The sequence below is a fragment of the Bacteroides clarus YIT 12056 genome (genome assembly GCF_900129655.1).
GTDB classification, from domain to species: domain Bacteria; phylum Bacteroidota; class Bacteroidia; order Bacteroidales; family Bacteroidaceae; genus Bacteroides; species Bacteroides clarus.
On sequence record NZ_FQWK01000011.1, the window covers coordinates 1 to 26,203 of the forward strand.

27 protein-coding genes are annotated in these 26,203 nt (G+C 48.2%); 8 read left to right on the top strand and 19 right to left on the bottom strand.

Annotation, left to right across the window (positions count from 1 at the left end):
* Positions 1-312: 312 nt before the first annotated feature.
* The 5 genes from BUB52_RS15085 (at position 313) to BUB52_RS15105 (ending at position 3,575) form a co-directional block, all read left to right on the top strand.
* Positions 313-795, top strand: a complete 483-nt coding sequence (locus BUB52_RS15085) for a hypothetical protein (RefSeq protein WP_139259738.1) — start codon at positions 313-315, stop codon at positions 793-795.
* Positions 792-1,142, top strand: coding sequence for a hypothetical protein (locus BUB52_RS15090; RefSeq protein ID WP_009120402.1), 351 nt, complete (start codon positions 792-794; stop codon positions 1,140-1,142). Before BUB52_RS15085 ends, BUB52_RS15090 begins: the two co-directional genes overlap by 4 nt.
* A gap of 117 nt (positions 1,143-1,259) precedes the next feature.
* Positions 1,260-1,754, top strand: a complete 495-nt coding sequence (locus BUB52_RS15095) for an N-acetylmuramoyl-L-alanine amidase (protein WP_009120403.1) — start codon at positions 1,260-1,262, stop codon at positions 1,752-1,754.
* The gene (locus tag BUB52_RS15100; RefSeq protein ID WP_009120404.1) at positions 1,751-2,206 is read left to right on the top strand and encodes a DUF6808 domain-containing protein; all 456 of its coding nucleotides are present in this window, start codon (positions 1,751-1,753) and stop codon (positions 2,204-2,206) included. Before BUB52_RS15095 ends, BUB52_RS15100 begins: the two co-directional genes overlap by 4 nt.
* Before the next feature lie 241 nt (positions 2,207-2,447).
* Positions 2,448-3,575: a Fic family protein gene (locus tag BUB52_RS15105; RefSeq protein ID WP_009120405.1), complete on the top strand. Its 1,128-nt coding sequence runs from the start codon at positions 2,448-2,450 to the stop codon at positions 3,573-3,575.
* 248 nt (positions 3,576-3,823) lie between these two features.
* On the opposite strand, the gene BUB52_RS15115 is transcribed toward BUB52_RS15105, so the two are convergent.
* The 10 genes from BUB52_RS15115 to BUB52_RS15160 all read right to left on the bottom strand — a co-directional run bounded on the left by BUB52_RS15115 (position 3,824) and on the right by BUB52_RS15160 (position 14,459).
* Positions 3,824-4,807, bottom strand: a complete 984-nt coding sequence (locus BUB52_RS15115) for a S1 family peptidase (RefSeq protein ID WP_009120407.1) — start codon at positions 4,805-4,807, stop codon at positions 3,824-3,826.
* Positions 4,808-5,116: 309 nt separating this feature from the next.
* Entirely contained in the window at positions 5,117-5,539 is a 423-nt protein-coding gene (locus tag BUB52_RS15120) for a DUF5053 domain-containing protein (RefSeq protein WP_009120408.1), read from the bottom strand.
* Positions 5,540-5,584: 45 nt separating this feature from the next.
* On the bottom strand, positions 5,585-5,746 hold the full coding sequence (locus BUB52_RS15805; protein WP_009120409.1) for a hypothetical protein: 162 nt from the start codon (positions 5,744-5,746) through the stop codon (positions 5,585-5,587).
* A gap of 526 nt (positions 5,747-6,272) precedes the next feature.
* Positions 6,273-7,553, bottom strand: coding sequence for a tyrosine-type recombinase/integrase (locus tag BUB52_RS15130; RefSeq protein WP_009120411.1), 1,281 nt, complete (start codon positions 7,551-7,553; stop codon positions 6,273-6,275).
* 226 nt (positions 7,554-7,779) lie between these two features.
* Positions 7,780-8,481 (bottom strand): LytR/AlgR family response regulator transcription factor, encoded by a 702-nt coding sequence (locus BUB52_RS15135; protein WP_009120412.1) that lies wholly within the window; start codon positions 8,479-8,481, stop codon positions 7,780-7,782.
* A 4-nt stretch (positions 8,482-8,485) separates the two neighbouring features.
* On the bottom strand, positions 8,486-9,550 hold the full coding sequence (locus BUB52_RS15140) for a sensor histidine kinase (RefSeq protein ID WP_009120413.1): 1,065 nt from the start codon (positions 9,548-9,550) through the stop codon (positions 8,486-8,488).
* A 197-nt stretch (positions 9,551-9,747) separates the two neighbouring features.
* Positions 9,748-10,968 carry an ABC transporter permease gene (locus tag BUB52_RS15145; RefSeq protein WP_009120414.1) on the bottom strand — a complete coding sequence of 407 codons (1,221 nt, stop codon included), beginning with the start codon at positions 10,966-10,968 and terminating at the stop codon, positions 9,748-9,750.
* 33 nt (positions 10,969-11,001) lie between these two features.
* Entirely contained in the window at positions 11,002-11,748 is a 747-nt protein-coding gene (locus BUB52_RS15150) for an ABC transporter ATP-binding protein (protein ID WP_009120415.1), read from the bottom strand.
* Between the two features lie 20 nt (positions 11,749-11,768).
* Positions 11,769-12,998, bottom strand: coding sequence for an efflux RND transporter periplasmic adaptor subunit (locus tag BUB52_RS15155; protein ID WP_009120416.1), 1,230 nt, complete (start codon positions 12,996-12,998; stop codon positions 11,769-11,771).
* Positions 12,999-13,085: 87 nt separating this feature from the next.
* Positions 13,086-14,459: a TolC family protein gene (locus tag BUB52_RS15160; RefSeq protein ID WP_009120417.1), complete on the bottom strand. Its 1,374-nt coding sequence runs from the start codon at positions 14,457-14,459 to the stop codon at positions 13,086-13,088.
* Positions 14,460-14,647: 188 nt separating this feature from the next.
* Here BUB52_RS15160 and BUB52_RS15165 point away from each other — a divergent pair, with 188 nt between their 5' ends.
* From BUB52_RS15165 to BUB52_RS15175, 3 genes are all read left to right on the top strand, one after another.
* Positions 14,648-14,875 (top strand): DUF4492 domain-containing protein, encoded by a 228-nt coding sequence (locus BUB52_RS15165; RefSeq protein ID WP_009120418.1) that lies wholly within the window; start codon positions 14,648-14,650, stop codon positions 14,873-14,875.
* A gap of 119 nt (positions 14,876-14,994) precedes the next feature.
* Positions 14,995-16,560: a cytochrome ubiquinol oxidase subunit I gene (locus BUB52_RS15170; RefSeq protein ID WP_009120419.1), complete on the top strand. Its 1,566-nt coding sequence runs from the start codon at positions 14,995-14,997 to the stop codon at positions 16,558-16,560.
* Positions 16,561-16,589: 29 nt separating this feature from the next.
* Positions 16,590-17,741 (top strand): cytochrome d ubiquinol oxidase subunit II, encoded by a 1,152-nt coding sequence (locus BUB52_RS15175; RefSeq protein ID WP_009120420.1) that lies wholly within the window; start codon positions 16,590-16,592, stop codon positions 17,739-17,741.
* 141 nt (positions 17,742-17,882) lie between these two features.
* Here BUB52_RS15175 and BUB52_RS15180 read toward each other — a convergent pair whose 3' ends face one another.
* From BUB52_RS15180 to BUB52_RS15220, 9 genes are all read right to left on the bottom strand, one after another.
* Positions 17,883-18,338, bottom strand: coding sequence for a hypothetical protein (locus tag BUB52_RS15180; RefSeq protein ID WP_009120421.1), 456 nt, complete (start codon positions 18,336-18,338; stop codon positions 17,883-17,885).
* A gap of 127 nt (positions 18,339-18,465) precedes the next feature.
* Complete coding sequence (locus BUB52_RS15185) at positions 18,466-18,714, bottom strand: helix-turn-helix domain-containing protein (RefSeq protein ID WP_009120422.1); 249 nt, start codon at positions 18,712-18,714, stop codon at positions 18,466-18,468.
* A 242-nt stretch (positions 18,715-18,956) separates the two neighbouring features.
* A complete protein-coding gene (gene mtgA / locus BUB52_RS15190) occupies positions 18,957-19,673 on the bottom strand; it encodes a monofunctional biosynthetic peptidoglycan transglycosylase (RefSeq protein ID WP_009120423.1) in 717 nt (238 codons plus the stop codon).
* A gap of 21 nt (positions 19,674-19,694) precedes the next feature.
* Complete coding sequence (locus BUB52_RS15195; RefSeq protein ID WP_009120424.1) at positions 19,695-20,369, bottom strand: OmpA family protein; 675 nt, start codon at positions 20,367-20,369, stop codon at positions 19,695-19,697.
* Positions 20,370-20,464: 95 nt separating this feature from the next.
* Positions 20,465-21,793 carry an MATE family efflux transporter gene (locus tag BUB52_RS15200; protein ID WP_009120425.1) on the bottom strand — a complete coding sequence of 443 codons (1,329 nt, stop codon included), beginning with the start codon at positions 21,791-21,793 and terminating at the stop codon, positions 20,465-20,467.
* Between the two features lie 44 nt (positions 21,794-21,837).
* Entirely contained in the window at positions 21,838-23,004 is a 1,167-nt protein-coding gene (gene nagA, locus BUB52_RS15205) for an N-acetylglucosamine-6-phosphate deacetylase (protein ID WP_009120426.1), read from the bottom strand.
* 75 nt (positions 23,005-23,079) lie between these two features.
* Positions 23,080-24,411: an ABC transporter substrate-binding protein gene (locus BUB52_RS15210; protein ID WP_009120427.1), complete on the bottom strand. Its 1,332-nt coding sequence runs from the start codon at positions 24,409-24,411 to the stop codon at positions 23,080-23,082.
* Positions 24,412-24,608: 197 nt separating this feature from the next.
* Positions 24,609-25,400: an ABC transporter permease gene (locus BUB52_RS15215; RefSeq protein ID WP_009120428.1), complete on the bottom strand. Its 792-nt coding sequence runs from the start codon at positions 25,398-25,400 to the stop codon at positions 24,609-24,611.
* The gene (locus tag BUB52_RS15220; RefSeq protein ID WP_009120429.1) at positions 25,397-26,197 is read right to left on the bottom strand and encodes an ABC transporter permease; all 801 of its coding nucleotides are present in this window, start codon (positions 26,195-26,197) and stop codon (positions 25,397-25,399) included. Before BUB52_RS15220 ends, BUB52_RS15215 begins: the two co-directional genes overlap by 4 nt.
* Positions 26,198-26,203 lie beyond the last annotated feature (6 nt).

Below are 26,203 nucleotides of genomic sequence, written 5' to 3' on the forward strand. Positions count from 1 at the left end.
TAAACGTCCCGCCCTGGAACTCCCACATTTCTACCTTGCCGTCCGAATTGATGAATGACACCTTTAACCCGATATTTCTAAGTTCTTGCGGGACTAAGACTACTTTTCAAGGCAAAAAATAGAAAATGAGTGGCTTTATATAGGCTTCTGAAGTATATCTGTAAGGGGAATATAAGAAAAACATGAAAAGATAGAGTAGGGTAGAAAATCAGTAGTATTTATATTGACATTTTATGTCAGTGGAATGTAATATAAATAGGACGATTGGAATATAAGGAATTATAATTTTGGATAAAATTAAAATTTGGAATTATGATTTGTATGTTGATTTCTTTAGTTTTGATTGTAGCGTATATCGTATATGCTATCAGTGTCATGCAGGGAATTCCCTGGAGTGTGAGCGATACTTATTATCAGCTTGATAAACGGGGTCGCCCCAAATGGCTGTTCCAAGCGGCTATGATTGTCCCGGCTTTTTTACTTCTCCCCGCATGGCTGGATGTGTCTCCTGTGGAGATACAGTTTCTCGCTTTCCTTTCCGGCGTCGGGCTTATTTTTGTAGGCGCTGCGCCCTGCTTTAAGTTGGAACTTGAAGGCAAGGTGCATTATATCGCTACCGGAGTTTGCGGTGTGGCTTCGTTGGCTTGGATATGCCTGGTGGGGTATTGGCTGTTTCCTTTGCTACTGTTCGCTTCCTGTATTTATTTGACATACCGCTACCAAAGACCTATGTTCTGGGTAGAGTGCAGCCTTTTCCTGAGTGTTTATCTTACCGTGTTTTGTCTGCTGCTATGAATGTGAATGACTGGGTAATATTGATTACTGCATTAGGTGGTATCGAGGGAATCAAACAGCTTTTAAAATGGTGGATGTCCCGAAAGACGGACGCCCGTAAAGAGGATGCTTCTGCCGATGCTATGGAGAATGAGAATGAACGCAAACAAATTGCCTGGTTGGAAGAACGGATAGCACAACGTGATACGAAAATAGACGGTTTGTATGCCGAGCTGCGCCAGTCGCAAAGTGCCCATCTGGACGAAGTTCATAAACGGCATGAGACAGAATTAAAACTGAAAGAGGCTGAAATGAAACGGTGTGATGTTCGAGGATGCGGGGGACGAAAGCCGCCAAGTGATTACTGATGCATGGAAGGAAGGTGTTTCCCAACAGCTCCCTTCCGCCTTTAAATTTGACACAACTTAAAGTTTAACAAAGGCGAATTGCAAATATAACGAATATTTATGTAAAATCAAAAAGGAATGACAACTATTGATACTATTATCATTCATTGTTCGGCCACGAAAGCCGGGCAGGATTTACGTGCCAAAGATATCGACCGCATGCACCGTGCACGCGGCTTTAATCAGATTGGCTACAACTTTGTGATAGACCTTGACGGAACGGTAGAGAGTGGCCGCCCGTTGTCAATCGACGGGGCGCACTGTAATACGAAAGGCTTCTCCGGTTTGTCGTACAACAAACACAGTATCGGTATCTGCTATATCGGCGGGTTGGATACTAACGGTAAGCCGGCTGATACCCGTACGGAAGCGCAGAAAAAGGCTTTGCGTAATTTGGTTGTCAAACTCTGTAAGGAGTATCCGATTATAGAGCTGCTCGGTCATCGAGACACCTCACCCGATTTGGACGGCAGTGGAGAGGTTGAACCGTCTGAATACATCAAGGTATGCCCTTGCTTCGATGTACGGAGCGAGTTCTGCAATTTCTTACGTAACATTGTGATACGGCCATGAAACAACTGCCCTGGATATTGGTCGTATTGCTGGCTATCGCTTGTGTGGCGGCGTGGTTCCGCCCGCACGAGCCTTTGCCGGCAGAAATACGTACCGAAACGAGGATACAGACGGTTGTCAAACTTGATACGGTTCTTATCTCTGCACCGATAGCCGTCTTTTGGCAGATATTGCCGAATGATACTATACGGATAGGTGATACCTTGCTTCATCGCAAACGGGTTGTGTATGAAGATAGTCTGTATCGTGCGGTGGTGAGCGGATATGTAGACCCTCGGATGGATAGTATGACTGTTTATCCGAGGACGGTCTATCAGACTGTGACGAACGATATTTACCACACCATCAAACCCAAGAAGAAGCATTGGGGATTAGGATTGCAGGCTGGATACGGTTATCCTAATGGCTTCTACGTCGGTGCAGGAATAAGTTATAATCTATTTGTATGGTAAGAAAGAAATTAAGGATGTAGAAGTCTGCTTATATCTGGCACTCTTTGGAGGGCTTAGAGTAAACAACGTTTTACGTTAATATTACCACATGAATATCGTTCTTTTAATTATTGGGATTGCCACTTATTTTAATTTTTCGCTTATTTCTATAATAGAGCGATGTGTTATTTTAATTTTCCGTGAAAATTTGGAATAGGAAAAACTTTATTCTAATTTTGCCATAAAGATTAAAATAACAAATATGAAGAGTTTTAAATCAGGTACTTATATAAATCAAGGGTATTATAGCAGCTTCCAGCCTAATTTTATAAATAAGGCTTGGGAAATTTCTGATATGGAGGTAGTTACTTTGTTGAGTAAAGCTGATAGGATGCTCGGAAGATTAGATATGTATTCCGAACATATTCCTAATATTGACCTGTTTATCAGCATGCATGTGATGAAAGAAGCTACGCAATCATCTAAAATAGAAGGAACGCAAACCAATATGGAAGAAGCCATCTTGGCTAAAGAAGATGTTCCTCTTGACAAAAGAGATGACTGGGTGGAAGTTCATAACTACATCAATGCCATGAACGAAGCTATTAAGTTATTGGATGAATTGCCTTTTTCTTCCAGATTGATAAGAAACGTTCATAAAATTCTTTTGCAAGGCGTAAGAGGAGAACATAAGCAACCCGGAGAATTTAGAAGAAGCCAAAATTGGATAGGAGGTTCGAATATAAATGATGCCATATTCGTCCCACCTGTCCACTCGTCTATACCGGATTTAATGGAAGATATAGAAAAATTTGCACATAACGACAAGATATTCTTTCCTGAGCTGCTTAAAATAGCCTTGATACATTATCAATTTGAAACGATACATCCTTTTCTTGACGGGAATGGGAGGACTGGGAGACTGATGATTACGTTGTATCTGGTAAGCAAAGGTATTTTGAAAAGACCTATTTTATATCTGTCCGATTATCTTGAAAAGCATCGGAACTCTTATTATGCCAGTCTTATGCAAGCAAGAAAAAATAACGATATATCTGGATGGTTTAAGTTTTTCCTTACAGGGATTGTTAAAATGGCAGAGAATGGTGTTAGGACTTTTGAAGAAATACTATTGCTTCAAAAAGAAAATGAAGAAAAAATAAAATCGTTAGGAAGCAGATCTGCAAACGCGTTGAAAGTTGTTACGGAACTATATAAACTTCCTGTTACAGACGCCAATATGGTCACAAATATAACAGGAATTAGTAGTGCTTCTGCATATACTTTAATTTCAAGTATGGAAAAATGCGGAATACTATCCGAAGTTACTGGAGGAAGAAGAGGGAGAATTTATATGTTAAAGAAGTATTTTGATATATTTAATAAATGACATTTAAAAGAGTTATTTTATATTTAGGTGGTGATTTTAAAGTTTCACCGCTTTTTTGTATCCGGGCGGTTTCCGGGTGGTTTTTATGTTGGGGCTGTGGTGAGTTGTGATTTATGGCAGTGGTAATTTCTGTCTTAAAGTTCAGTAAATTAGTGAAAAAAATTATTTTGAACTCTTTTTTGAGCAGATATATACCTCTTTCTGATTTGTTATTTTTACAATCTGTATTGTTTCCATTTTCATGTGTTTTATTCGTGAAAGTCCTCAAAGCGAACAGGCATTTCATGTTTTTGGGCTATAATTGAATTTATTATTTTAATAGGAATAGCGACACCATAGCCAAGCTCATCATAACTATCTCCTTCGGCTATTGTATCGCTAATCGCAACACCAACAATGGAACCATATTTATTAATAACTGGTCCGCCACTGTTACCACCTGTTATCCGAGCTGTTATTAACATTAATTGAGTGATATTTTGTGTGAACATTTCATTTGCAATGGAAGTAATAGCCCCACGTGATGGGGTAAAACGAACATTTGCTAAAGACGAAACTGTAGCTTTTTCAACCGTGAGAAAATTAAGAAAACGGGGTATCATTGGATATCCCATAACAAGAATATCATCTAAGATATATGGATCTTGAATAAAAACTTGCTCCGTTTTTTGAGACAAATCTATATAGGCTATATCAATAGCATCATTGTCACTTATATAAATTTTGGCTTTGCTTAATTGTTCCTTGCTATAACCTGGTATTGAAACATAAGCCCCGTCTTCTAAACAGTGTTTAGCGGTAACAATGCCATTAAGAAACTTAAAGCAACTTCCCATCATAGGCTTTTTATCTTCTGTATATGCAATAATAGGAATAACCTTATCTTTGTAGAAATTATATACATATTCGAAACCATAAACTACAGAGTTATAGTAATGGGACATTTCGTCCTTTAGGGTAACTAAAGCATCTAAATTTCCTACATATCCATAATTATTGTTTATTCCCAGTGCAGTACCCCCTTTAATCAAAGACATTATATTGTTATTGCACAATATATCACATATCTTGGTAATGATAGCTGGCTGTAAAAATTGTACCCCCTGTGGAGAGTGTGTTGTACAAAAATCTACAATATTTTTCTTATTGATACTATTACTGACATGAAAATATTTCAAGATGTCAATTATTAATTCTGGATATAAAATATCATAGTCATTAAAGTCTTTCATTTCTACAAATTTAATATTGATAAGCAAAGATACTCATTGTTACTGAAAATATGGGTAGGTTATGTAATTTTAGTTAGAAGTAAATATCTATAATATTATAAATATCTACATTTAGTAGAATGGTAAAAATTGTGTTTTGATTAAATTTGCAGTGTTGGTAAAAGCATAAATGTATCAGTCAATAATGAATTTGATGTGCCACGTTGGGATATGGTTATTATGGATAATTGGGCATTGATAATAAGCAATTGATATAAAAATCCCCGATATGCTCGAATACCGGGGATTAGTTGTCATAAGAAACAGCTATTAACTTGTAATAGACAGCGAGCTGATTTTATTTCCAATTTCTTTTAGTGCGCGGTTGAATGTGTCTACTTCTTCACGGTTCAGGGTGTATACCTTTCCGCATACCTTATTACCGTTTATGCGCTGATATAACCATGCTGCGCTTTTACCGAAATAGTTTTTAGCAATGTAGGAGAGGGGCAGGATATCGGCCACTTCTTTCAACTGGTCTCTAATTTTTAATTCATGCTCTATATGGGTGATACTTTTTTCAATCTCCCCTAATCCCTCTTCATACCATACTTTAGCTGCAGCTTTATTTTCGGTAGTCATTTGAAGGGTTTTTAATTCCTCTTCTAAAGCATTTAACTTTTTCCGTTCTTCTGCATCCAAAGAACCCATTAGCGGTTTCATTTCTGCTAAAATATCTTGTACACTTCTCATAGGATAATGTTTTTAGGATGCCCGCTGAGGGGCATCCGGTTGTTTTTACTTCTTTTCCTTTAGCAATTTACTAAGGTCGTCTAACATTAGATTTATTTGCCCTTCCTTTTCTTCTGGTGTAATTCCCAGTAGTGGGGCGATTCTTGTGTAATCGGCAATCTTTTGTTTGACTTTCTCAATTTCTTGTTTTAGTTCTTCATCTGTCATTACTTGTTTTTTAAAGGTTAATACTCTGTTTTCTTATGACACTACAAATATACATAATAAATTTGTTATGTGCAACTATTACATGAATAATTTTCGTTATCTCGCATATTTTTTCCATATTTGCAATGCGTTACATGTTTTGATTTGCGTCGGGTGGTATCCTGACCGTTGAGCTACTGGTGATTGATTTTGCCAGTAGCTTATTCATATACGGTTCCGACCCCCGTGAGATAGCTTAATGGCATCCTGTATCCGACGCAAGTAGATATGTAACGCAACGGGAAAGCGGAACCGTTCTTTTTTCCGCTCCTTAAACCGTTGCATTATGGGCAAATCTCAATCATCCTCTCCAAAGCTCACAAAGGCTTTCATTGGCTACGGTCATTATCAGCTAACAGTCACGTATTCCGATTGCGTGAAAACCGCAATAACGGGAAATATGGAGTTAATAGACCGTTTGAACTCTGATGTAGAAAAGGAGAGGGAAGAAGCTACTGCCGAAGCAATAGTTTTCGTTCAGAAACAATCATTTTAAACTATCGAAAATTTTCCTCATTGCATCATCCGCATGTTTCCGCATTACTCGAAAATAGTTGAATATAGGGCGGTTCGTTTTCATTGACTGACCGATACAATATTCAAGAATTTCTAAGGATATACCTAATTCAAATCCATGCTGAACGAATGATTTACGTGCAGAATAATAAACTACATGCTTTCTTATTCCTGCTATTTTGGCGAGTTCTTCCATTTTGCGGGATACAACAGAATAACACTGCCCGAATGTTTTGTACTTGCCAAAAACAAGTTTTCCATTCTTCTGCATATATTTGTTTATGATTTCCCTTGCTTCCGGCTGGATGGAGAATGCAGTTTTACTTTCACCACTTTTTTTGTTTTTTGTTTTTCGCCGGTAATATTCTATCCATTCTTTTCGGAAATCGATATCAAGCATATCTACAAGATTGATACCCCCCAGATAATAGCTTAACATGAAAATATCACGTACTACTCCGATATTGTATTTAGGAATTTCCATATCTCGGATTGCTCTTACTTCATCAATGCTGAGGTCTAATTCACGGATATTGGCTGACGGCATTCTGCAAAATTCAAACGGTTCTACTTCGTATCTGACCATATTATGCTTTTTGGCATAGTTGATGATTACTTTAAGTAATGTAAGATAGATTTTGATAGTAGTAGGAGAGAGCCGCTTGTCTTCAAGGCTCATTTCAAAATGCTTGATGTTCCGGGGAGTAATCATTGAAAGTAACAAATCACCTTGGGACTTGATGAATGATTGGCATGCCAAGCGATACAACTTCTCAGATTTGTTTCTTTTTTCCTCTGCAAGCTCTGATAGATAAGATGCCATTGCAGAGGAAAACTTGGCATTGGTGTAGTCTTTCTTTTTTATGATGATTTCCCGGAGTTCGGAACATGAATATACGTCCACATCATATATGTTGTCGATAACATTCTGATAATGGTTAAGCAGATTCCGAAGTTTCATGTTCATGGAAGCCGCTTCCGGATGATTGATAACTTGCCCCTCTTTGAATTGTGATGGGGTGTCAATAATACAGTTTGTTGGAATATACCTGGTATTGGAATTATGAGCCAGTGATATTCTTACTTTGTGCTTTCCGTTGATAAGCACTTTTGCAGGTACGATACAAAGTTTAAGCGTTGCCATATTTTTGTTTAATAAAGTTGCGACAATTTGGTAGTAATAAAATCGGTGTCCGACAATTGTCCGACAATCAAATTTTGCAACCTGCTGCGAAATATTGGAAATACGCATTTTCGTAAGTACTTGATAAGTCTATAAATAAAAGCACTTCCAACGTTCGCTTACGAAGGAAGTGCTTACACAAAAACTAAACTAGACTTAACTAAACTATTCTATTGGGGGAGTTTCACAACTCCTATCTGTTCGCCGCAAAGGTAAAAAAACATCTTTTAATATGCAATAGGATATTATTAGAAATAGGCCGATTTCAATAAAATATAAACCTATGAGGGGCTTTTTAACTCCTTTTATTAAGAAAGTCCTGGAATATTTGTTTGTAACTGTCACTGATGGGGATATAGTTCTTGCCAAAAACGATACGTCCGCGGTCGATGATACGTATCTTATCTTTTTGAACGATATAAGAACGATGCACGCGTATGAAGCGGGAAGCGGGCAGGAGTTCTTCCATGGACTTCATGCTCATGAGTGAGAGAATGGGCTTGGGGGAGTTCTCCTCATAGATTTTGATATAGTCTTTCAGGCCTTCGATGTAGAGGATGTTCCTGAGTTCCACTTGTACCAGCTTGTAATCACTTTTCACGAAGATACTTTCAATTTCCTCTTTGGGCTGTTGCAGCAGCTCAAACCATTGCACGGCTTTGTTGGCGGCTTGCAGAAAGTCTACGTACGAGATAGGTTTCAGCAGATAATCGAGGGCGTTGACTTTATACCCGTCTATGGCATATTGGTCGAAAGCGGTGGTGAAAACTATGCGCGTATGCGTATCTACCATTCTGGAGAACTCCAGTCCGTTGAGTTCGGGCATTTGTATGTCGAGGAAGAGAAGGTCGATATGCTTGTCCGGCAAATCGTTCATCGCTTGCACCGCACTGGAGTATTTGCCGGCAAGTTCCAGAAACGGGGTTTTGTTGACGTAGCTCTCCAACAGGTTCAGAGCCAGCGGTTCATCGTCTACGATTGCGCACTTCAGATTCATATTGTCAGTGATTGATTACTAAAACCGATTTATATTCTTTTCCGTCCTCGCTTACGCCGTGCTGCCATGCGTACCGGCCGGGATAGGTCAGCTCCAGACGCTTGCGCACTTGCTCCAGTCCGATGCCGCTACCGCTCTTATCGGCTTCGTTCTTGGGGTGGTAACTGTTGGCGATTTCGCAACGCACCTCATGCGCGCTTTCACTGAAATAGATACGGATATAGCTGGGCTCGGTGGGAGAGATGCCATGCTTGAAAGCATTCTCTATGAGAGAGATGAATATCAGCGGGGCAATCTCCGTAGGGCTGTCGGGACGGATGTCGAAACGTGTTTCAACGGTGACATTGGCCGAGAGGCGGATGCGCATCAACGCGATGTAGTTCTTTATGAAATCCATTTCCTTGCCCAAAGTCACGAAATTCTGCTGATTGTCGTAAAGGACATGGCGCAGCAGGCGGCTCAGTTCCTGTACGGCCGTTTGAGCCTTATCCGTATCAAAGGCGATGAGCGCGTAGATATTGTTCAGCGTATTGAGCAGGAAATGAGGGTTGAGCTGATTGCGCAGATTCTTCAGTTCCGCTTCTGTACGGCTTTTCTCGGCTTCACGGCGGGCGGCTTCCACCTGTACCCAACGTCCGCTGAGACGGATGGCCGCACTCAGTCCTACGGTAAGTATCATGGAAAAGAAATCGCGCATGATGAATATCCATTTCGGCGGGCCCATGTGCCGTCTGCCCTCGTCTTCCACTTTGGCATAGGCGTGGAATGCGTACTCCTGCCAGAAGTGCACGCCGGCGGTAACGCAAACTATCAGCAACACATTCAGCAGCAGATACTGCCTGATGCGTCCCTCGAACAGATAGCGGGGGATGAGGAAGCAGTAATTACCGTAGAACACGATAAGAAACGACAGCGGAACAACACTGCCATGACGCAGGTATTCCACCCACGTAATGGTGAATCCGCTGCGTGTCATCATCACAAAAGGAAAGGCAAATACTATTCCCCAGCCGATGATATGAATCAAGGCTTCGATGATGCGCGACCGTGAGTAGAGAAATTGTTTCATACAAATGCAAAGATAGTTTTTTTTAGGGATTAGTGATAAGTGATTAGCGATAAGTGATAAGTGATTAGGGATTAGCTATCAATAAAAACTAACCGTTTATCCCCAATCGCTAACCGTTTATCCCCAATCGCTAATCGTTTATCCCCAATCGCTAATCGTTTATCACTTATCGCTAATCACTTATCCCTAATCCCTCATCACTCATATCGTATCGCTTCTATCGGGTCTAAGTCTGCCGCTTTCTTGGCGGGATACCAGCCGAAGAACACTCCCGTTACCGTACAGACGGCAAAGCTGAGGAATACGCTCCAGGCTTGTATGTAAATAGGCCAATGGGCTGCGCTCTTTACTATCCAGCTTGCGCCGCAGCCGATGATAACGCCGATAAGTCCGCCGGTGATGCTGATGAGGATAGCCTCGATGAGGAATTGCGACAGAATATCCACTCCTCTGGCGCCCACACTCATGCGCAGACCGATTTCGCGGGTACGTTCCGTTACGGATACATACATGATGTTCATGATGCCGATACCGCCTACTACCAGCGATATGCCTGCGATACAGGCGAGGAGAGTGGTCATCAGGTCGGTGGTGGTGTTCAGCATCGAGCTGAGCTCCTGCTGGCTGCGTATGGTGAAATCGTCGTCGTCGCTGTCTTTCAGTTTATGGTTACGGCGCAGAATCCCGGTGATTTCCTCGGTGGCGTTGTCCGTCATGTCCTCGGTGAGGGCGGATGCGAAGATACCTTGCAGATAAGTCTGTGCAAGCAGACGCTTCATCACGGTGGTGTAGGGAGCGAGCACCACATCATCCTGGTCCATGCCCATGCTGTTGTAACCTTTGGCTTTCAGTACACCCGTCACACGGAAAGGCACCTGGTTGAAGCGGATAATACGTCCTACGGGGTCTTCTCCATCGGGGAAAAGATTGTCCTGTATCGTCTTGCCGATGACGCATACTTTGGCGGAAGTCTGTATGTCGGCTTCCGTAAACATCGTGCCGTTGTCCACCGTAAGCTGGCGGATTTCGAGGTAGTCCGTACCTACGCCGTTTACGGAAGAGGGGTAGTTGTTGTTGCCCGCGATGAGCTGTCCCGACGAGGATACGTTGGGGCTGACGGCAGACAGGAAGTTCGTTTCGTTGCGCAAGGCTTCGTAGTCGGTGAGCTTCAGCGTCTGCATGGCGCTGGGGTCTTGCCGTACGCCGCCGCGCATGTCCGCTCCCGGATGAATCATTATCATATTCGAGCCCATTTCGGAGATTTGCGCCTGGATGCTTTTCTTTGAACCCTGCCCGATGGCAAGCATCGTGATGACGGACGCCACGCCGATGATGATACCCAGCATCGTGAGGAAAGCCCGCAGCTTATTGTTGGCAAGCGCCCGGAGAGCTATTTTGAAAAGGTTGGTTCCGTTCATTGGTTTAGTGTTTTATGAATATTGTTTTCTGTATCAATCATCCTCTTGTTTGGGCAGCGCGGCCAATGTCTCGGCGGCGTTCAGGATGTCGGAGTTGACTGTGTCGTCTTTCACCCGCCCGTCGCGCAATACGATGTTGCGGCTGCTGTATTGGGCTATCTCCGGATTGTGCGTAACGAAGATGATGGTACGCCCTTCGGCATGCAGCTTTTGGAAAAGCACCAGAATTTCAAACGAGGTGCGTGTATCCAGATTACCGGTGGCCTCGTCCGCCAGAATCACGGCGGGATTGTTTACCAGTGCGCGGGCGATGGCTACGCGTTGCATCTGTCCGCCGGACATCTGATTGGACTTGTGTTCCAGACGGTCGCCCAGTCCTACGGCTTTCAACGCTTCGACGGCGCGTTTCCTGCGTTCGGCGGCCGATACGGACGAGTTGTACATCAGCGGCAGCTCCACGTTCTCCACGGCTGTGGTCTTGGCCAGCAGGTTGTAGTTTTGGAATACGAAGCCTATTTTACGGTTGCGGAGTACGGCACGCTGTGACTTGCTCATGGTGCGCACGGAGATGCCGTCCAGCAGGTACTCGCCTACGGTAGGCGTGTCCAGACAGCCGAGTATGTTCAACAGCGTCGATTTTCCCGAGCCGGACGTACCCATGATGGTCACGAACTCTCCCTCGCCGATGGAGAACGATACGCCGCGCAACGCATGCACCGTTTCGTCTCCCACCCGGAAGTTCCGCTTTATGTTTTGAAGTTCAATTACGGTTTTGCTCATGGTTAATGATGTATTATCATTTACTTTTTCTTCTTGTTGCTTCCCGGGGGGCCCGGCATGAACGGACTCTTCTCGCCGCTGGGTTCCTGCTGCGTATCCGCCGTCGCGCCTTCGCCCGGCATGCGGCCTATGGTGGCTTCGGTCACTACTACCGCACCTTCGCCGATGCCGCTTACGATTTCCGTATTCACACCGTTGGAGATACCCACCACTACGGGATGCGCGGTGAATGTATTGCCCTCGCGTGTCCAAAGCTTGTGCTCGCCTTCGCAATCTTTTACGATGTCATTGTCGCCGATGAGCGGCTTTTCGGGAGTGAAACGGAGCGCGCGCGCCGGAACGGAAAGCACGTCTTTGCGGTCGAGTGTATAAATCGTGACGTTGGCCGTGAGACGGGGCTTCAGTTTCAAGTCGGGATTGGGGGCGGAGATAACCACCTCGTAGGTGACAACCGTACTGGACGTGGTGCTGCTGCCGGAACTTGAGGAGCTGTCCTCGCCCAAGCGAATCTGCGTTACCACGCCTTCAAAGGTATCGTTGGGATAAGCGTCTACGGTAAAGGTAACGCGCTGCCCGTCTTCCACACCGCCTATGTCGGCTTCATCCACGTCGGCCACCACCTGCATCTGCGTAAGGTCGGCGGCGATGGTGAACAGGGTAGGGGTTTCGAAGCCGGATGCCACCGTCTGTCCTTCCTCTACCGCACGGTTGATGACCACACCGTCGATGGGCGAGGTGATGGTGGCGTACGACAGGTTACGTTCGGCCTTGGCCAGCGATGCCTGACTGCTTTCGTAGTTGCTTTTCGCTTTCTCGTAGTTGTAGACGGACTGCTCGTAGTCGGTGTCGCTGATGAGCTGTTTTTCGTGCAGTCCGCGGTTGCGTTCGTAGTTCTTCCGCTGATACTCGTATTCGGCTTTCGCACCGTTGTAGGCGGCACGTTGGGAAGCTACTTCGCTTTGCAGCGTCACGCGATCCATTTCGGCTATGAGCTGGCCTTTGGTGACTACGGAATTGTAATCGGCGTATATCTTGTCGATGATGCCGCTGACCTGCGTACCGACTTCCACTTCCGTCACCGGTTCGATGGTGCCGGTGGCGGTTACCGATTCCGATATCTCGCCTTTGGTGACGGCGGCTGTCTCGTAGGTCACTTTATGTTTGGCCTTAGAGCCGCCGAAGAGCCGGAAGCCTGCGCCGACCACTGCTACGACGATTACGGCGATAAGGATGATTTTCTTCTTGTTCATACTCTGTATCTTTATTAAATGTTGAATTTTAGTTTATACCGATAGTATCGGTTGATTAGGCATCTTTACTTATTTTGAGTTAGCCGGTTAAAGCGTAATCTTTTCTCCCTGATAGAATTTCAGCAGTTGCGTGTTCAGTATCGCCATGTATTTGGCTTGCAGAGTTTCCTGCTGCGCATTGAGCAGGTTGTTCTTCTCCGTCAGCAGTTCCACGGTGTTCTTCATGCCGAGGTTGAACTGCTCTTGGATGAGGTCGTAGCTGGTTTGTGTACTGCGCAGCTTCTCTGTGGCGGCAACGTAGCGTTGCTGTGCGCTGTTGGCGTCCAGCCATAGGCCTTCGATGGTTTTGTACAGGGCTTTCTGGCTGTCCAGCAAGTCCAGTTCGCTGCTCTGCTTCTGGATTTTGGCTTTCTGTACGGCGCTCTTGGTCTGGCGGTTGTTGAAGATGGGCACGCTTACGGTTACGCCCAGAGAGTTGTTCCAGTTCTGCTTGATTTGCTCGCCGAAGGTGAAGTCGTTGCCGTTGGTGTTCGTGCTCCCTATGCCTGCGCTGAGGCTGACGGTGGGGATGTAACCGGAACGGGCGATGTCGATGTCGAGCTCCGAGGCTTTGACATTCAGCCGGCCTGCCTCGATTTCCGGGCGCAGGGTGAGGGCGGAGCGGTAGACGTCGGTCTTTGAGGGTAGCGGAGACAATACGTTCTCATCACCGGGCGTGGGGATGTAGAGCGTCATTTCCTTTTCGCCGTCCAGTTCGAGGAGTTGTTTCAGTTGCAGTTTGTAATCTTGCAGGGTGGCTTGTGCGGTTACCAATTGATAGTTGTCGGTGCTGACTTGCGCTTCCAGTTGGGCAAGGTCGCTCTTGGCGATGCTTCCCGCCGCGAGCAGGGCGCGTGCCCGTTCGCATTCCGCCCGGCTGACGGCGAGGGTCGCTTCGTTTACTTTGACGGCTTCGGCGGCGTAGAGAATCTGTACGTAGATTTGCGTGATGCTCTCTTCGATGTTGTTCTCGCTCTCTGCCACGCTCAGTTCGGCGATGCGGTTGTTCATCCGTTGCTGTTTCAGGGTGTTCAGGCGTTTGCTGCCGTTGTAGAGCGTCCAGTTGGCATCGATGCCGTAGCTGCCGTTGTAGCTGGTCTTGCTCTGGCTGCTGGTGATGTTGTCGCCGTCGATAATCGTATTCGTCTCGCTGTTGGGGCGGTTTACGATACGCTGGCTTACGGATGCCGTGAGGCTGGGGAAGAGAGCTGCCTTGGCGGTCTTCACGTCCACTTCGGCGCTTTCGGCGTTGAGGCGGTTCTTGAGGATGGTGATATTCTGCCGCAAGGCGTAGTCGATGCACGTTTGCAAATCCCATTGTGCGGGAAGTGCCTGTACGCTGTCCCGTTGCTGTGCGCCGTTGCCGGCGCAGGCGCTTGCCACACAGAGCGATATCACTGTCAATCTTCTTACGTTTATCATATTTCCTGATTTCTATGTTTTACCTTCACAAAAGTAGGCGGCGCTTCCGGAAACGGCAAAAACAATAGACGTTTGCCGGGATTGTATCGGCGGACTACTTTTTTCTGCCGACAATTAACTTTTCAGCCTTTTATTTGTTATTTATATAAAAGTATTTTATATTTGTAATGATTATAAATTGAGCTTCTATGAGAAACCTCGTGACCGGTATTTGGCAATTCTATGTTGAGGGCTTCCGGAGTATGACATTAGGACGTACTTTGTGGCTGATAATTGCAATCAAACTGTTTATCATGTTTTTTATCCTTCGCCTTTTCTTCTTCCCGAACTATCTGAACAAAGCCGCCGTAGGCAGCGATAAGGAAGAGTATGTCAGCCGCGAACTGATTCTGAGGGCGCAGGAGAATGGTGATTAGGGATTAGTGATTAGCGATTAGTGATTAGGGGGCGGGATGGCTCTTTTCACTATTCTTTATACTTGATATTATACTTTATACTTAATACTTTATACTTTATACTTAATATTTTACCTCTCATGCTTGAAAACATTGACACTTCCCTGATTGACTGGTCGAGAGCGCAATTCGCTTTGACCGCTATCTATCATTGGATTTTCGTGCCGCTTACTTTAGGACTGGCGGTGATTATGGGCATCATGGAAACGGTGTACTACCGTACGGGTGACGAGTTTTGGAAACATACAGCTAAGTTCTGGATGAAGCTCTTCGGCATCAACTTCGCCATAGGTGTGGCTACGGGATTGATTCTGGAGTTTGAATTCGGTACGAACTGGAGCAATTACAGCTGGTTTGTGGGCGACATCTTCGGTGCGCCGCTGGCTATCGAAGGCATCCTGGCATTCTTTATGGAAGCCACGTTCATTGCGGTGATGTTCTTCGGTTGGGACAAGGTGAGCAAACGCTTCCACCTGGCCTCTACCTGGCTTACGGGTCTTGGCGCTACTATCTCCGCCTGGTGGATTCTGGTGGCAAACGCCTGGATGCAGAACCCGGTGGGCATGGAATTCAATCCCGATACCGCCCGCAACGAAATGGTGGACTTCTGGGCTGTGGCTACTTCACCGATGGCAGTCAACAAGTTTTTCCACAGCGTATTGTCCGGCTGGGTGCTGGCCGCGGTGTTTGTGGTAGGCGTGAGTTGCTGGTATCTGTGGAAGAACCGTGAGAAGAAGTTTGCCCTGTCAAGCATAAAGATAGCCGCCTGGGTGGGACTGTGCGCCGCTGTGCTTTCCGCATGGACGGGCGACGGTTCCGGTTATCAGGTGGCGCAGAAACAGCCTATGAAGCTGGCTGCCATGGAAGGTTATTATCAGGGACAGGAAGGAGCCGGGCTGGTGGCTTTCGGCATTCTCAATCCCGAAAAGGAAACGGCCGGTGACGGAAAGGATGCTTTCCTTTTCCGCATGGAGATTCCCAAGTTCCTGTCGCTGCTTGCCGAGCGTGACTCAAAGGCTTTCGTGCCGGGCATCAACGACCTGCTGAAAGGCGGTTATCCCCTGAAAGACGGTACGACCGCGCTCTCCGCCCAAGAAAAGATTGAGAAGGGAAAGACGGCTATCGGCGCTTTCTCCGCCTATCGCGCCGCCAAGGCTGCGGGCAATGATGCCGATGCGCAGGTGGCTGCCAAAGTGCTGAAAGAGAATGTGGCGTATTTCGGTTATGGTTATATCAAGGATGTAAACGAGCTGGTTCCCAATGTGCCGCTCACTTTCTATATGTTCCGAATCATGGTGATATTGGGCGGGTATTTCATCCTTTTCTTTATCGTGGTTCTTGTGCTTGCCTATAAGAAAGACTTGTCGCGGATGCGCTGGATGCATTGGGTGGCCATGCTGACCATTCCGTTGGGCTATCTTGCCGGACAGGCCGGTTGGGTGGTTGCCGAGTGCGGACGTCAGCCGTGGGCCATTCAGGATATGTTGCCCACCAGTGCCGCTATTTCCAAACTGGATGTCGGCTCCGTGCAGACCACATTCTTCATTTTCCTCATACTGTTCACCATTATGCTGATTGCCGAAGTGGGCATTATGCTGAAAGCGATACGGAAAGGCCCGGAAAACGAACTCCCCCATAACTCATAACTTATAACTCATAACTCATAACTTTTCACATGAATACCTATCTATTTCTTCAACAATATTGGTGGTTTGTAGTGTCCCTGTTGGGGGCCTTACTTGTTTTCCTGCTGTTTGTGCAGGGGGGTAACTCGTTGATATTTTGTCTGGGCAAGACGGAAGAGCAGCGTAAGATGATAATCAACTCTACGGGGCGGAAGTGGGAGTTTACGTTTACTACGCTCGTGACGTTCGGCGGGGCGTTCTTTGCGTCGTTCCCGCTGTTTTACAGTACGAGTTTCGGCGGAGCCTACTGGCTGTGGATGATTATCCTGTTTACTTTCGTGTTGCAGGCCGTCAGCTATGAGTTCCAGTCGAAGGCGGGCAATCTGCTGGGTAAGACGACGTATCGCGCTTTTCTGGTGATAAACGGAGTGGTAGGGCCGGTGCTGTTGGGCGGTGCGGTGGCAACGTTCTTTACGGGGTCGGAGTTCTATATCGACAAAGGTAATATCGCCGATACGGTGATGCCGGTTATCAGCAGTTGGGCGAATGCGGGACATGGCCTGGATGCGTTGCTCAATCCCTGGAATGTAGTGCTGGGGCTGGCTGTGTTCTTCCTGGCGCGTATTCTCGGTTCGCTTTATTTCATTAATAATATCAGTGATGCCGATTTGGTGAAACGTTGCCGCCGCGCGTTGTGGGGAAATACGGGGTTGTTCCTGGTGTTCTTCCTGGCGTTCGTTATCCGTACGCTGCTCGCCGAGGGATATGCGGTGAATCCGGAAACCGGAGAGGTCTTTATGGAGCCCTATAAGTATCTGACGAACTTCATCGAAATGCCTGTGGTGCTGATTGTATTCCTTGTGGGCGTGCTTGCGGTGCTTTGGGGAATTATCCGTACGGTGTGGAAGCCTGCTTTCGATAAAGGAATATGGTTTGCCGGTGCGGGTACGGTGCTTACGGTGCTGGCGCTGCTGCTTGTGGCGGGCTATAACAATACTGCTTATTATCCCTCTACCGCCGACCTGCAAAGCTCGCTGACGCTGGCAAACAGTTGCTCCAGCCAGTTCACGTTGCGGGTAATGGCTTATGTGTCTGTTCTGGTTCCTTTTGTGCTTGCATACATTTTCTACGCATGGCGTAGCATCGACAAGAAGAAAATAGATGCGAAAGAGATGCGGGAAGAGGGGGGACATGCTTATTGATTGTTCCGGACACCGGGAGTTTGTGTCCTGATTGCCGGGGATTTCCCTTTAAAACTGCCGGAGATAATATAAAAATGCCTCGCGTTTGGATTACCAACGCGAGGCGTTTTTATTATTAATGAAAGGGTTTCAAGCCTTTATTTATTGCTTTTCAAGTACAAGTACCATAGCCTCTTCTTCACCGTCTTCGTCTTTTTCATAGAAAGACATGGTAGCCTTTTTAGCGTTCATCTGCTCAATGGTACATTCCATGCTGTAATGATCATATTTCAAAGTGAGCTTCTGAGCATTAATTTTCCAAGTGAAGTTTTCGGTGTAACCTGCCTGTTTTTCCGAACCGGTACCATCTTTTTTGAAGCTGAAGATTTCATTGATGTAGTCGCCGTCTTCCTTGCCGTATTCCTCTTTTACCCATTTGCCGGTTTCTTCGTCTTGATATTTGTACCAACCGTATTCGTCAACCACTTTCCAGTCACCGATAATCAGTTCGTTGGCATCTCCCTCGATACCTTCATCATCATCACCGCAAGATGTAAAACCAAGGCATAAAGCCATCATCATACAAGACAACCAAAATTTAAGTTCAAAGTTTTTCATTTTGTTCTTTTTTTTAAATTAATATTAAAACGATGCAAAGATAATTTCTATCGAATCGAAAAACTTTGTCTGTATGTAGTTTTTATTTATACAGAAGTGTAGGATAATATTCTACATGAGGTGCGCTTTATTCCGCATCGTTTTCTTTGTTGTCTACGGGTGGAAAAGGGTGTTCTTGAAGCTCGCCGGAGTAGTACCGGAAGAAATCGCAGTTCAGTATGTAACAGATGCGCATTAGTAAATCTGTGTCTATGCTGTGTCGTTTGAAGATGGAATACACATTGGTGCGGTCGCAGTATAATTTCTTTGCGAACCAGCTTGCAGAGCGTTCCTGGCGGTGTAATTCCATTTCTATCAGTTTGCCGATGTTTATCATGGTATAGTGCATAAGCAAGTAAAAACGTCCATTCCCCCTCTTGTTTCCACAGGCTTTGAAACTCTGTTTCCCGAATAAGGAACAGGGTGGCCGGAGCGATTTCAACCTGTGCGCGGGTAGCGACGCTTTCCTTTCGCGTTTTATAAACTAAATTTATTTTTCAGTTTATCCTTTTTCGTTTCTTTTTTATTGCTTATTGCAAATGTATGAAAATTCTTATTTCTTCACAAGAGAATGTTTTATTATTTCTTTTTTTTCTTAGAGCCCGTCGGCTCTTCCGGTGGAAATTTCGGTACGAGTTTCATCAATCGCAGTATCTGTCCCTGCCTTTTCAGGATATAGCTTGAGGGGTGTGCGGAATCAAAGCGGATAGGGTTGGGCAGGGTTGCGGCAATCAGTGCGCATTGTCCGGCGGTGAGCTTGGCGGCGGTGGTATGGAACTTGTATCGGGCGGCCGCTTGCGCTCCGTAGATGCCTTTGCCCATTTCGATGGAGTTGAGGTAGACCGTCATTATCCGCTTTTTAGACCAGAACATCTCTATCATCCACGTAAAGTAAACTTCAAAGCCCTTGCGAATCCATGAGGACTGCGGCCACAGAAATACGTTCTTTGCCGTCTGCTGGCTGATGGTGCTCGCGCCGCGTTTCCGCTTGCGCTTCTCGTTCTCTTTCATGGCTTTCTGTATTTCGATGAAGTCGAAGCCGTTGTGTGTGGCAAAACGGTTGTCTTCCGACGCTATGACGGCCATAGGCAGGTGAGGGGAGAGCTTATCGAACGGCACCCATTCGTGATGCCATGCGGGGCTTTCCCCTTTAAATACCTGTTGCACGCTTCGGATAATCATCAGCGGCGTGACATATACCGGCATAAAACTATAAACCACTACCGTTACGGTAGTGGATATAAAGAAGAAGAGCAACAGATTGCGGATGATACGTAAGGGTTTGGAAAACTTCATGGGAGACGATGGCCGGGACTATCATTTTCCCGCTTCCGCGTTCTTAATCATCTGCTCGCTGGCATACATAAAGATTACCACACGGCGATTCTGGGCGGCCGACAGGCTTTCGTCGTATTCATTGTATCCCACACCTTCCACTTGCTTGAATTGCGAGGGAGATACGCCGCAATCCTGCAAGTAATTCTCTACGGCATAAGCGCGGTTCTTGGAAACCTTCATGTTGGCTTCGTACGTACCGACCTTGTCGGTATGCCCTATGATGGCGATGTCCGTGGTAGTATCTTCCTTCAGAATCTTGGCAAGGTCGCGCAAAGAAGCTTTCGCGTCGTTGCTCAGCGTAGAGGAGTTGAAGGCAAACAGAATACCGGAGTCGAACGTCACCTTAACGGCATCCAGGTTGTTGGCGTCTTTCACCACTTCCACCTGCGCGCCTTCAATCTTGGCGGCTTCGGCGGCCTTTTTATCCATCTTATGGCCGATGGCCACACCTGCGCCCGTACCTACCGCAGCGCCTACCGCCGCACCGATGGCCGCGCCTTTACCTTTGCCGAACAGTCCGCCGATAATGGCTCCTGCCGCCGCTCCCGAGCCGCCGCCGATGATACCGCCCTTGGTCGTATTATTCATGGTGCCACAGCTACCCAGTAGGATGGCACCGCTCAGCAGGAATGCTGTAATTTTCATCTTTTTCATACCTTTTATTTTTTAAATTGGTTCAAGTTTTACTAATGCAAATTTATGTATATAATACATCCGTTGGCATCAAAAAGTTTACCATTGTAGTTTTTTTAGAGAATTTTCCTTTTAATAAAGATAAACCAGCCCGTCAGGATTATTCCTTTGGCGATGGTGGTGCCGCTTACCGCCCACCAGATGGCATCCACGCCCATACCCGTTTGCACCAGCAGCAAGGCTGCCGGAATGCGCATGTAGTTGCACCCTATGCTGACGATAGCCGGCGGTACGGTGCGCCCTATGCCGTAGAAGACGCCCTGCATGGTGATTTCCAGCATCATGAACAGTTGCGAGTAGCCGTCGATACGCAGGAAGTTGCCGCCCGCGCGATAGGCCGCTTCCTCGGGCACGAAGACGGAGAACAGCTCGTTGCCGTAAAAGATGAACAGCAGCGAGCAAAGCGTGCCGAACACGGCCGTCATCCGGAGCGTCGTTTTCCATGCCTGCCATACGCGCGCTTTCTGTCCGGCGGCGTAGTTCTGGGCGATGAAAGTACTCAATCCGGTGGAGAAGCCCTGTGACGTATTCCAGGTGATGGCCTCTATTTGTCCGCCGGTGGTAAAGGCCATGAGCCCGATGTGGCCGCCCTGTTCCGCTGCCGTGCGCGACAGGAACATGTTGACGAAAGCGTACAGCGTATTCAGCGTGGCGACGGGCAGCCCCAGTTTGAAGATACGCCGGCTGTACTTCTTTTTCAGTCGGACGAAAAACGGGAATCCGCCGAGCAAGTCGTCTTTTCGCCGGAGCTTGTAGACGAAGATGAAGCATACGGAAGCCTCGGCCAGCCATGTGGCGAGCGCTGCGCCTACCGTTCCCCAGCCGAAGCCGAAGATAAAGAGAGGGTCGAGCAGGATATTCATCACAAGTCCCGTTCCGCTGATGTAGAACGGTGTCTTGCTGCGTCCAGAGGCGTTGTAGATACCCGTGAAGGCGGCGGAGAGGAAGACGAAAGGCAGTGCCGTCGATATGATGCGCAGATATGTTACGGCATTCTCGGTGATATGCGGTTCCAGCTCGAAAAGGCGCATGACGGGTCGGGCGAAAACAAACAGCAGTCCGCCCCAGCATACGGCGATAAGCAGTGCGATGCTGATGTTGTGCGAGGCGAAGGCACGTGCGTCTTCCCGGTTCTGCGCTCCGATGGACTGGCCTACGCTGACTTCCGACCCTACCTTGTTCAGCAGGGCGATAGAGCCTGACATCCACGTGAGAATACCCACCGCGCCTACCGCCGCAACCGCCTCGCTGCCCAGACGGCCTACCCACGCCATATCCGTCAGGCTGTACGCCATCTGGATGAAGGACGTAGCCATGATGGGCATCGCCAGGCCGAATAGCTGGCGGTTGATAGGGCCTTGGGTAAGATTTTTCGCTCCGTGCATGGTGTCGGGGGGATTATAAGGAACCGGTAAAAGGAAGAATCACGTTACTTATAATTCAGGAAACTTTCCTGAACCAGCTTGCCCGCCTGCCATACGGCGCGTATGTTCAGCTCCTTGTCCATGATGAGGATATCGGCGTCCTTATCCTTTTGCAGGGAACCTTTGCGGTCGTACACACCCATGATGCGTGCCGGGGTTTCGGAAGCCATGCGCAGGGCGTCGCCCAACGGGATGCCGGCTTTTGCCATGGTGCGCACCAGTACGTCCATGGTGGCGATGCTGCCTGCCAGAGAGGAGCGGTCGGCAAGTTTGCATACGCCGTCCTCGATGATGTAGCGCGGGTCGTTGATTTCCTTGCCTTCGGTGGCGGCGCAGGAGAGGGCGTCCGTTACGAGGCAGGTGTGCTCCACGCCTTTCAGTTTGTATGCCAGTTTCAGGATGGTGGACGGCAGGTGGATGCCGTCGGCGATGAGTTCGATGGTCATGCCGTCGGTCAGGTAGACGCTTTCCACAGTGCCCTCGTACTTGTATTCGCGGCGTTTGTGGAAGCCCGGCATGGCGTTGTAGAAGTGGGCGGCGTGGGTAAATCCGGCTTCGTAGGCGGCACGGATGCCGTCGTATTCGGCTTCGGTGTGCGATACGGCTGCCAGTATGCCTTTTTCGCGCAGGTAGCTTGCGAATTCCAGCGCTCCGGGCAGTTCGGGAGAGGCGTCCCAGCGGCAGATGCAACGGGTGCTTTCTACAAGCTCGCGGTACTCTTGTTCGTCAATCTCTTTCACCTGGTCGGCAAACTGCTCGCCTGCCATTTTCCTGTTGAGGTAGGGGCCTTCGATGTGAAGTCCCAGCACGGGGCTGTCCGGTTCTGCCATGAGCCGCTCGCACACTTTGGCGGCTTGATGCAGCTTGTCGAACGGAGACGAGGAAATGGTGGGGTAGAAGCTCGTTGCGCCATGAGCGAGGTGTGCGTCGATGATGCTGCGGAACGCTTCTTCGGTACATTCGTTGAAGTCGTGTCCGCCACCGCCATGCGCGTGCATGCAGACGAAGCCGGGCACGATGTACATGCCTTTGGCGTCGATGAGACGTGCGCCGATAAGGGCGAGGTCGCAGTTGGTCACTTCAAGGATTTTTCCGTCACGCATCAGGACGGAACCTTCATTCAGCCAGCCTTGCGGGGTGAATATGCGTCCATTGATAATTTGAGTTAACATGGAGGGAGGGGATTTAAGAGTTATGAGTTATAAGTTATGAGTTATGAGTTATTGGGGGTATGGGTTATGAGGGGGTTACCGTATTCTCCGTCTCCGGTGGTGGCGCTGTTTCTGCCGGTACTTGCGTATCTTGCCGTACACCAGCCATACGAACAGCACGCCGAATACGGAGAATATCAGCAGTACGATGCCGGTGTTGAGGTTGTCGCCTTTCACGCGGCTCCACATTTCGAGTACGAGTTCGGTGCGGTCGCCGAAGTCACGTATCATGGCGCAGCGCTCCACGACTTTTCTGTCGGGATATTGTACGGGATTGATTTGCAGGCTGTCCGCACCTACACCTTCACCGAAGAAGTAGCTGAGGTCGGAACGCGTCGCGATGGCGGTGTCCCGTTTGGCTTCCATGATTTCGGGGGTGGCAACGGCGCTGACGTAACCTATGGCGTCCATATTGCGCAGGGCGATGCCGGGTTGGCAGAGATAGTTGATGAAGTAGGCGGCAGCCTTGGGATTACGCGCGTATTTGGGGATTACCCAGCCGTCGTACCAGATGTTGCTGCCTTCGCGCGGCACTTCGTAGGCAAGGTCTACGCCTACCGCTTCGGCTTCATCGATGGCCCATACGGCATCGCCGCTCCAGGTGAGGTTGAGCCAGGTCTTGTTCTTGGTCATCATCTCCTTGCCGAAATCGGCTTCCCAACCGGAGATATTGGGCTTCATGGCTTTCAGATACTTCTCGGCCAGGGCTATGGCTTCGGGGGAGTTGTCGTTCATCAGTTGCTCCACGGTGACGGTGCCGTCGGCAAGCCGGCGGGCGTGGGCGTAGATGATGGCGGTTCCGTAGGCGTCGCGGTAGCTGTCTTTCATCAGGATTTTACCCTTGTTCTTGGAGTTCCAGAGGCAGTGCCAGCTACCGGCTTCGTCGGGGGTGATGAAGTTGCGGTTGTACAGGATGCCGGCCGTGCCCCACATATATGGTACGGCATAGTCGGTGGTGGTGCGTCCCGGCTGACTGGTCTTGTTCAGCTCCCGGCGGATGTAGGGGGAGATGTTGGGCAGGTAGTCCGGGGTCTTGCCGAAGTCGCGGTCGATGGGCAGGAGAAGGTTCTTCTTCAGCATCCGTTCGATGATGTATTCCGAGGGGCACACCACGTCGAAGTCTTCGTGCCCGCGCTCTATCTTGGTGAGCATGATTTCGTTGATGTCGAACACCTGGTAGATAAGGCGGATGTCCTGCCCCGTCTGTTGCTTGTACCAGGCGGGGAACTCGGCAAGTACGTCTTCGTCGATGTAGTCCGCCCAGTTGTAGACTTTCAGTACGTGGCTGCGCTCTTCGCCCGAGTCCTTGCACGAGGCGGCTGCGAGGACGAGGCAAAGGAGAAGGAGTATGTGTGTTAATCTTTTCATTTTTTTTTGTTCAGCAGGTTTATCTTGACTATACTTTCATTTTTCGGCTTGCGGGATGAATCTTTCCGTCCTGCGGGATGAGAAAATTCGTCTCACGAAGCGGGTGTATCCCGTCTTGCGGGGCGGATGATTTCATCTCACGGGAGCAGTCACCTTAGCCCGTGAGCAATCACCTCGCCCCGTGAGATGGGGCGGGTTTAATTTTTCCGTGCACGCTCCGCACGCTTGTTGATGACAATAAGCAGCACCAGCACCGTAACGAATATAATGGTGGAGAGGGGACGCAGCTCCGGTGTCAGTCCGCCTTTGCGCGCATCGGCGTAGATGTAGGTGGAGAGCGTTTCCAGTCCTTCGTTTCCAATGGTGAATATGGTTACTGCGAAATCGTCGATGGAGAGCGTGAAGGCAAGGATGAAACCGCTTATCATGCCCGGAAATATCTCCGGCAGAATCACCTTGCGCAATGCCTGGAAAGGAGTGGCTCCGAGGTCGAGGGCGGCTTCGTACACGTTCTGGTTCATCTTCTTCAAACGGGGCATCACGCTCAGCACTACGTAGGGGGTGCAGAACGTGATGTGCGCCAGTACCACCGTCGCGAATCCCTGCGAGATGCCGAAGCTGACGAACAGCAGGAACAGCGACACACCTGTGATGATGTCCGCGTTCATCATCGGAATGGCGTTGGCGAAGTTCATTACCTGACGCGTGCGTGTGCGCAGGTTGAAGATGCCGATGGCCGCGATGCTGCCCAACGCCGTACTGGCGGTGGCTGCCAGCATGGCAATGGCGAATGTGTTCCAGATGGCGTTCATCAGCGAGTGGTGCATGCCGCCCGTGAAGAGGGAGCTGTACAGCTTGGTGGAGAATCCCGTCCAGTTGCCCAGCACTTTGGCCTCGGTGAACGAGAATATCATTATGATAAGGATAGGCGAGTAGAGCAGCGCAAGCAGCAGCCACAGGTAGCCTTTGGCAAGAATACGTGTCATCATATCACACCTCCGCTTTCATTGGATGCGCTGTCCTCTTCGTTCGTAAAGAGGATGGTGACGCCTATCAGCAACAGCATGATGAGCGACAAGGCCGCACCGTAGTTCCACATTCCGTTGTATATATTCTCCTGCACGGTCGTTCCGAAGAGCTTGATGTTGTTCATCGTCAGCAGTTCGGCAATGGCGAAGGTGCTTACCGTAGGCATGAACACCATTACGATGCCGCTCATGATGCCCGGCATGGAGAGGGGCAGTATCACTTTGCCGAATACCTGCAAGGGGTTGGCTCCGAGGTCTTGGGCGGCTTCAATGAGGTTGTGGTCCATCTTCTGCAAGGTGTTGTAGATGGGGTATATCATGAACGGCAGGAAGTTGTACACCATACCGAACACGAGCGCGCCTTCGCCCAACGGCAGGTTGAGGAAGTCGAACAGCGCCACTGTGGCGAGCGTGCGTATCAGTATGTTCACCCACATGGGCAGGATAAACAGCACCACCATCGTCTGCGAGGTGTTGAACTGCCGCTGGCTGAGGATGTAAGCCGCCGGATAACCCAGCAACAGGCACGCCAGCGTCGTGATGATGGCTATGCCGATGGAATATACGAACGTGTTCATCGCTTCCGGGTGCATCATGAACTTGCGGAAATTGGCGAAGGTAAACGCTCCGTCGGCATCCGTAAAGGCGTACAGCACAATCAGCAGTAGCGGCACTATCACAAATATCAGCAGGAACAGCGCGTAGGGAACCGTCCAGTTGCGCCGCCGCATGAAGAAAGAAGATAACTTGTTTAACATCGCCTT

Coding starts and splice junctions, on each gene's coding strand:
- BUB52_RS15805 (WP_009120409.1), bottom strand. CDS start 5,746: ATGACAGATGAAGAACTAAAACAAGAAATTGAGAAAGTCAAACAAAAG.
- BUB52_RS15200 (WP_009120425.1), bottom strand. CDS start 21,793: ATGCACGGAGCGAAAAATCTTACCCAAGGCCCTATCAACCGCCAGCTA.
- BUB52_RS15120 (WP_009120408.1), bottom strand. CDS start 5,539: ATGAGAAGTGTACAAGATATTTTAGCAGAAATGAAACCGCTAATGGGT.
- BUB52_RS15160 (WP_009120417.1), bottom strand. CDS start 14,459: ATGATAAACGTAAGAAGATTGACAGTGATATCGCTCTGTGTGGCAAGC.
- BUB52_RS15220 (WP_009120429.1), bottom strand. CDS start 26,197: ATGTTAAACAAGTTATCTTCTTTCTTCATGCGGCGGCGCAACTGGACG.
- mtgA (WP_009120423.1), bottom strand. CDS start 19,673: ATGAAGTTTTCCAAACCCTTACGTATCATCCGCAATCTGTTGCTCTTC.
- BUB52_RS15095 (WP_009120403.1), top strand. CDS start 1,260: ATGACAACTATTGATACTATTATCATTCATTGTTCGGCCACGAAAGCC.
- BUB52_RS15155 (WP_009120416.1), bottom strand. CDS start 12,998: ATGAACAAGAAGAAAATCATCCTTATCGCCGTAATCGTCGTAGCAGTG.
- BUB52_RS15105 (WP_009120405.1), top strand. CDS start 2,448: ATGAAGAGTTTTAAATCAGGTACTTATATAAATCAAGGGTATTATAGC.
- BUB52_RS15145 (WP_009120414.1), bottom strand. CDS start 10,968: ATGAACGGAACCAACCTTTTCAAAATAGCTCTCCGGGCGCTTGCCAAC.
- BUB52_RS15085 (WP_139259738.1), top strand. CDS start 313: ATGATTTGTATGTTGATTTCTTTAGTTTTGATTGTAGCGTATATCGTA.
- nagA (WP_009120426.1), bottom strand. CDS start 23,004: ATGTTAACTCAAATTATCAATGGACGCATATTCACCCCGCAAGGCTGG.
- BUB52_RS15180 (WP_009120421.1), bottom strand. CDS start 18,338: ATGAAAAACTTTGAACTTAAATTTTGGTTGTCTTGTATGATGATGGCT.
- BUB52_RS15115 (WP_009120407.1), bottom strand. CDS start 4,807: ATGAAAGACTTTAATGACTATGATATTTTATATCCAGAATTAATAATT.
- BUB52_RS15130 (WP_009120411.1), bottom strand. CDS start 7,553: ATGCGTATTTCCAATATTTCGCAGCAGGTTGCAAAATTTGATTGTCGG.
- BUB52_RS15210 (WP_009120427.1), bottom strand. CDS start 24,411: ATGAAAAGATTAACACACATACTCCTTCTCCTTTGCCTCGTCCTCGCA.
- BUB52_RS15150 (WP_009120415.1), bottom strand. CDS start 11,748: ATGAGCAAAACCGTAATTGAACTTCAAAACATAAAGCGGAACTTCCGG.
- BUB52_RS15135 (WP_009120412.1), bottom strand. CDS start 8,481: ATGAATCTGAAGTGCGCAATCGTAGACGATGAACCGCTGGCTCTGAAC.
- BUB52_RS15195 (WP_009120424.1), bottom strand. CDS start 20,369: ATGAAAAAGATGAAAATTACAGCATTCCTGCTGAGCGGTGCCATCCTA.
- BUB52_RS15165 (WP_009120418.1), top strand. CDS start 14,648: ATGAGAAACCTCGTGACCGGTATTTGGCAATTCTATGTTGAGGGCTTC.
- BUB52_RS15170 (WP_009120419.1), top strand. CDS start 14,995: ATGCTTGAAAACATTGACACTTCCCTGATTGACTGGTCGAGAGCGCAA.
- BUB52_RS15090 (WP_009120402.1), top strand. CDS start 792: ATGAATGTGAATGACTGGGTAATATTGATTACTGCATTAGGTGGTATC.
- BUB52_RS15175 (WP_009120420.1), top strand. CDS start 16,590: ATGAATACCTATCTATTTCTTCAACAATATTGGTGGTTTGTAGTGTCC.
- BUB52_RS15215 (WP_009120428.1), bottom strand. CDS start 25,400: ATGATGACACGTATTCTTGCCAAAGGCTACCTGTGGCTGCTGCTTGCG.
- BUB52_RS15100 (WP_009120404.1), top strand. CDS start 1,751: ATGAAACAACTGCCCTGGATATTGGTCGTATTGCTGGCTATCGCTTGT.
- BUB52_RS15185 (WP_009120422.1), bottom strand. CDS start 18,714: ATGATAAACATCGGCAAACTGATAGAAATGGAATTACACCGCCAGGAA.
- BUB52_RS15140 (WP_009120413.1), bottom strand. CDS start 9,550: ATGAAACAATTTCTCTACTCACGGTCGCGCATCATCGAAGCCTTGATT.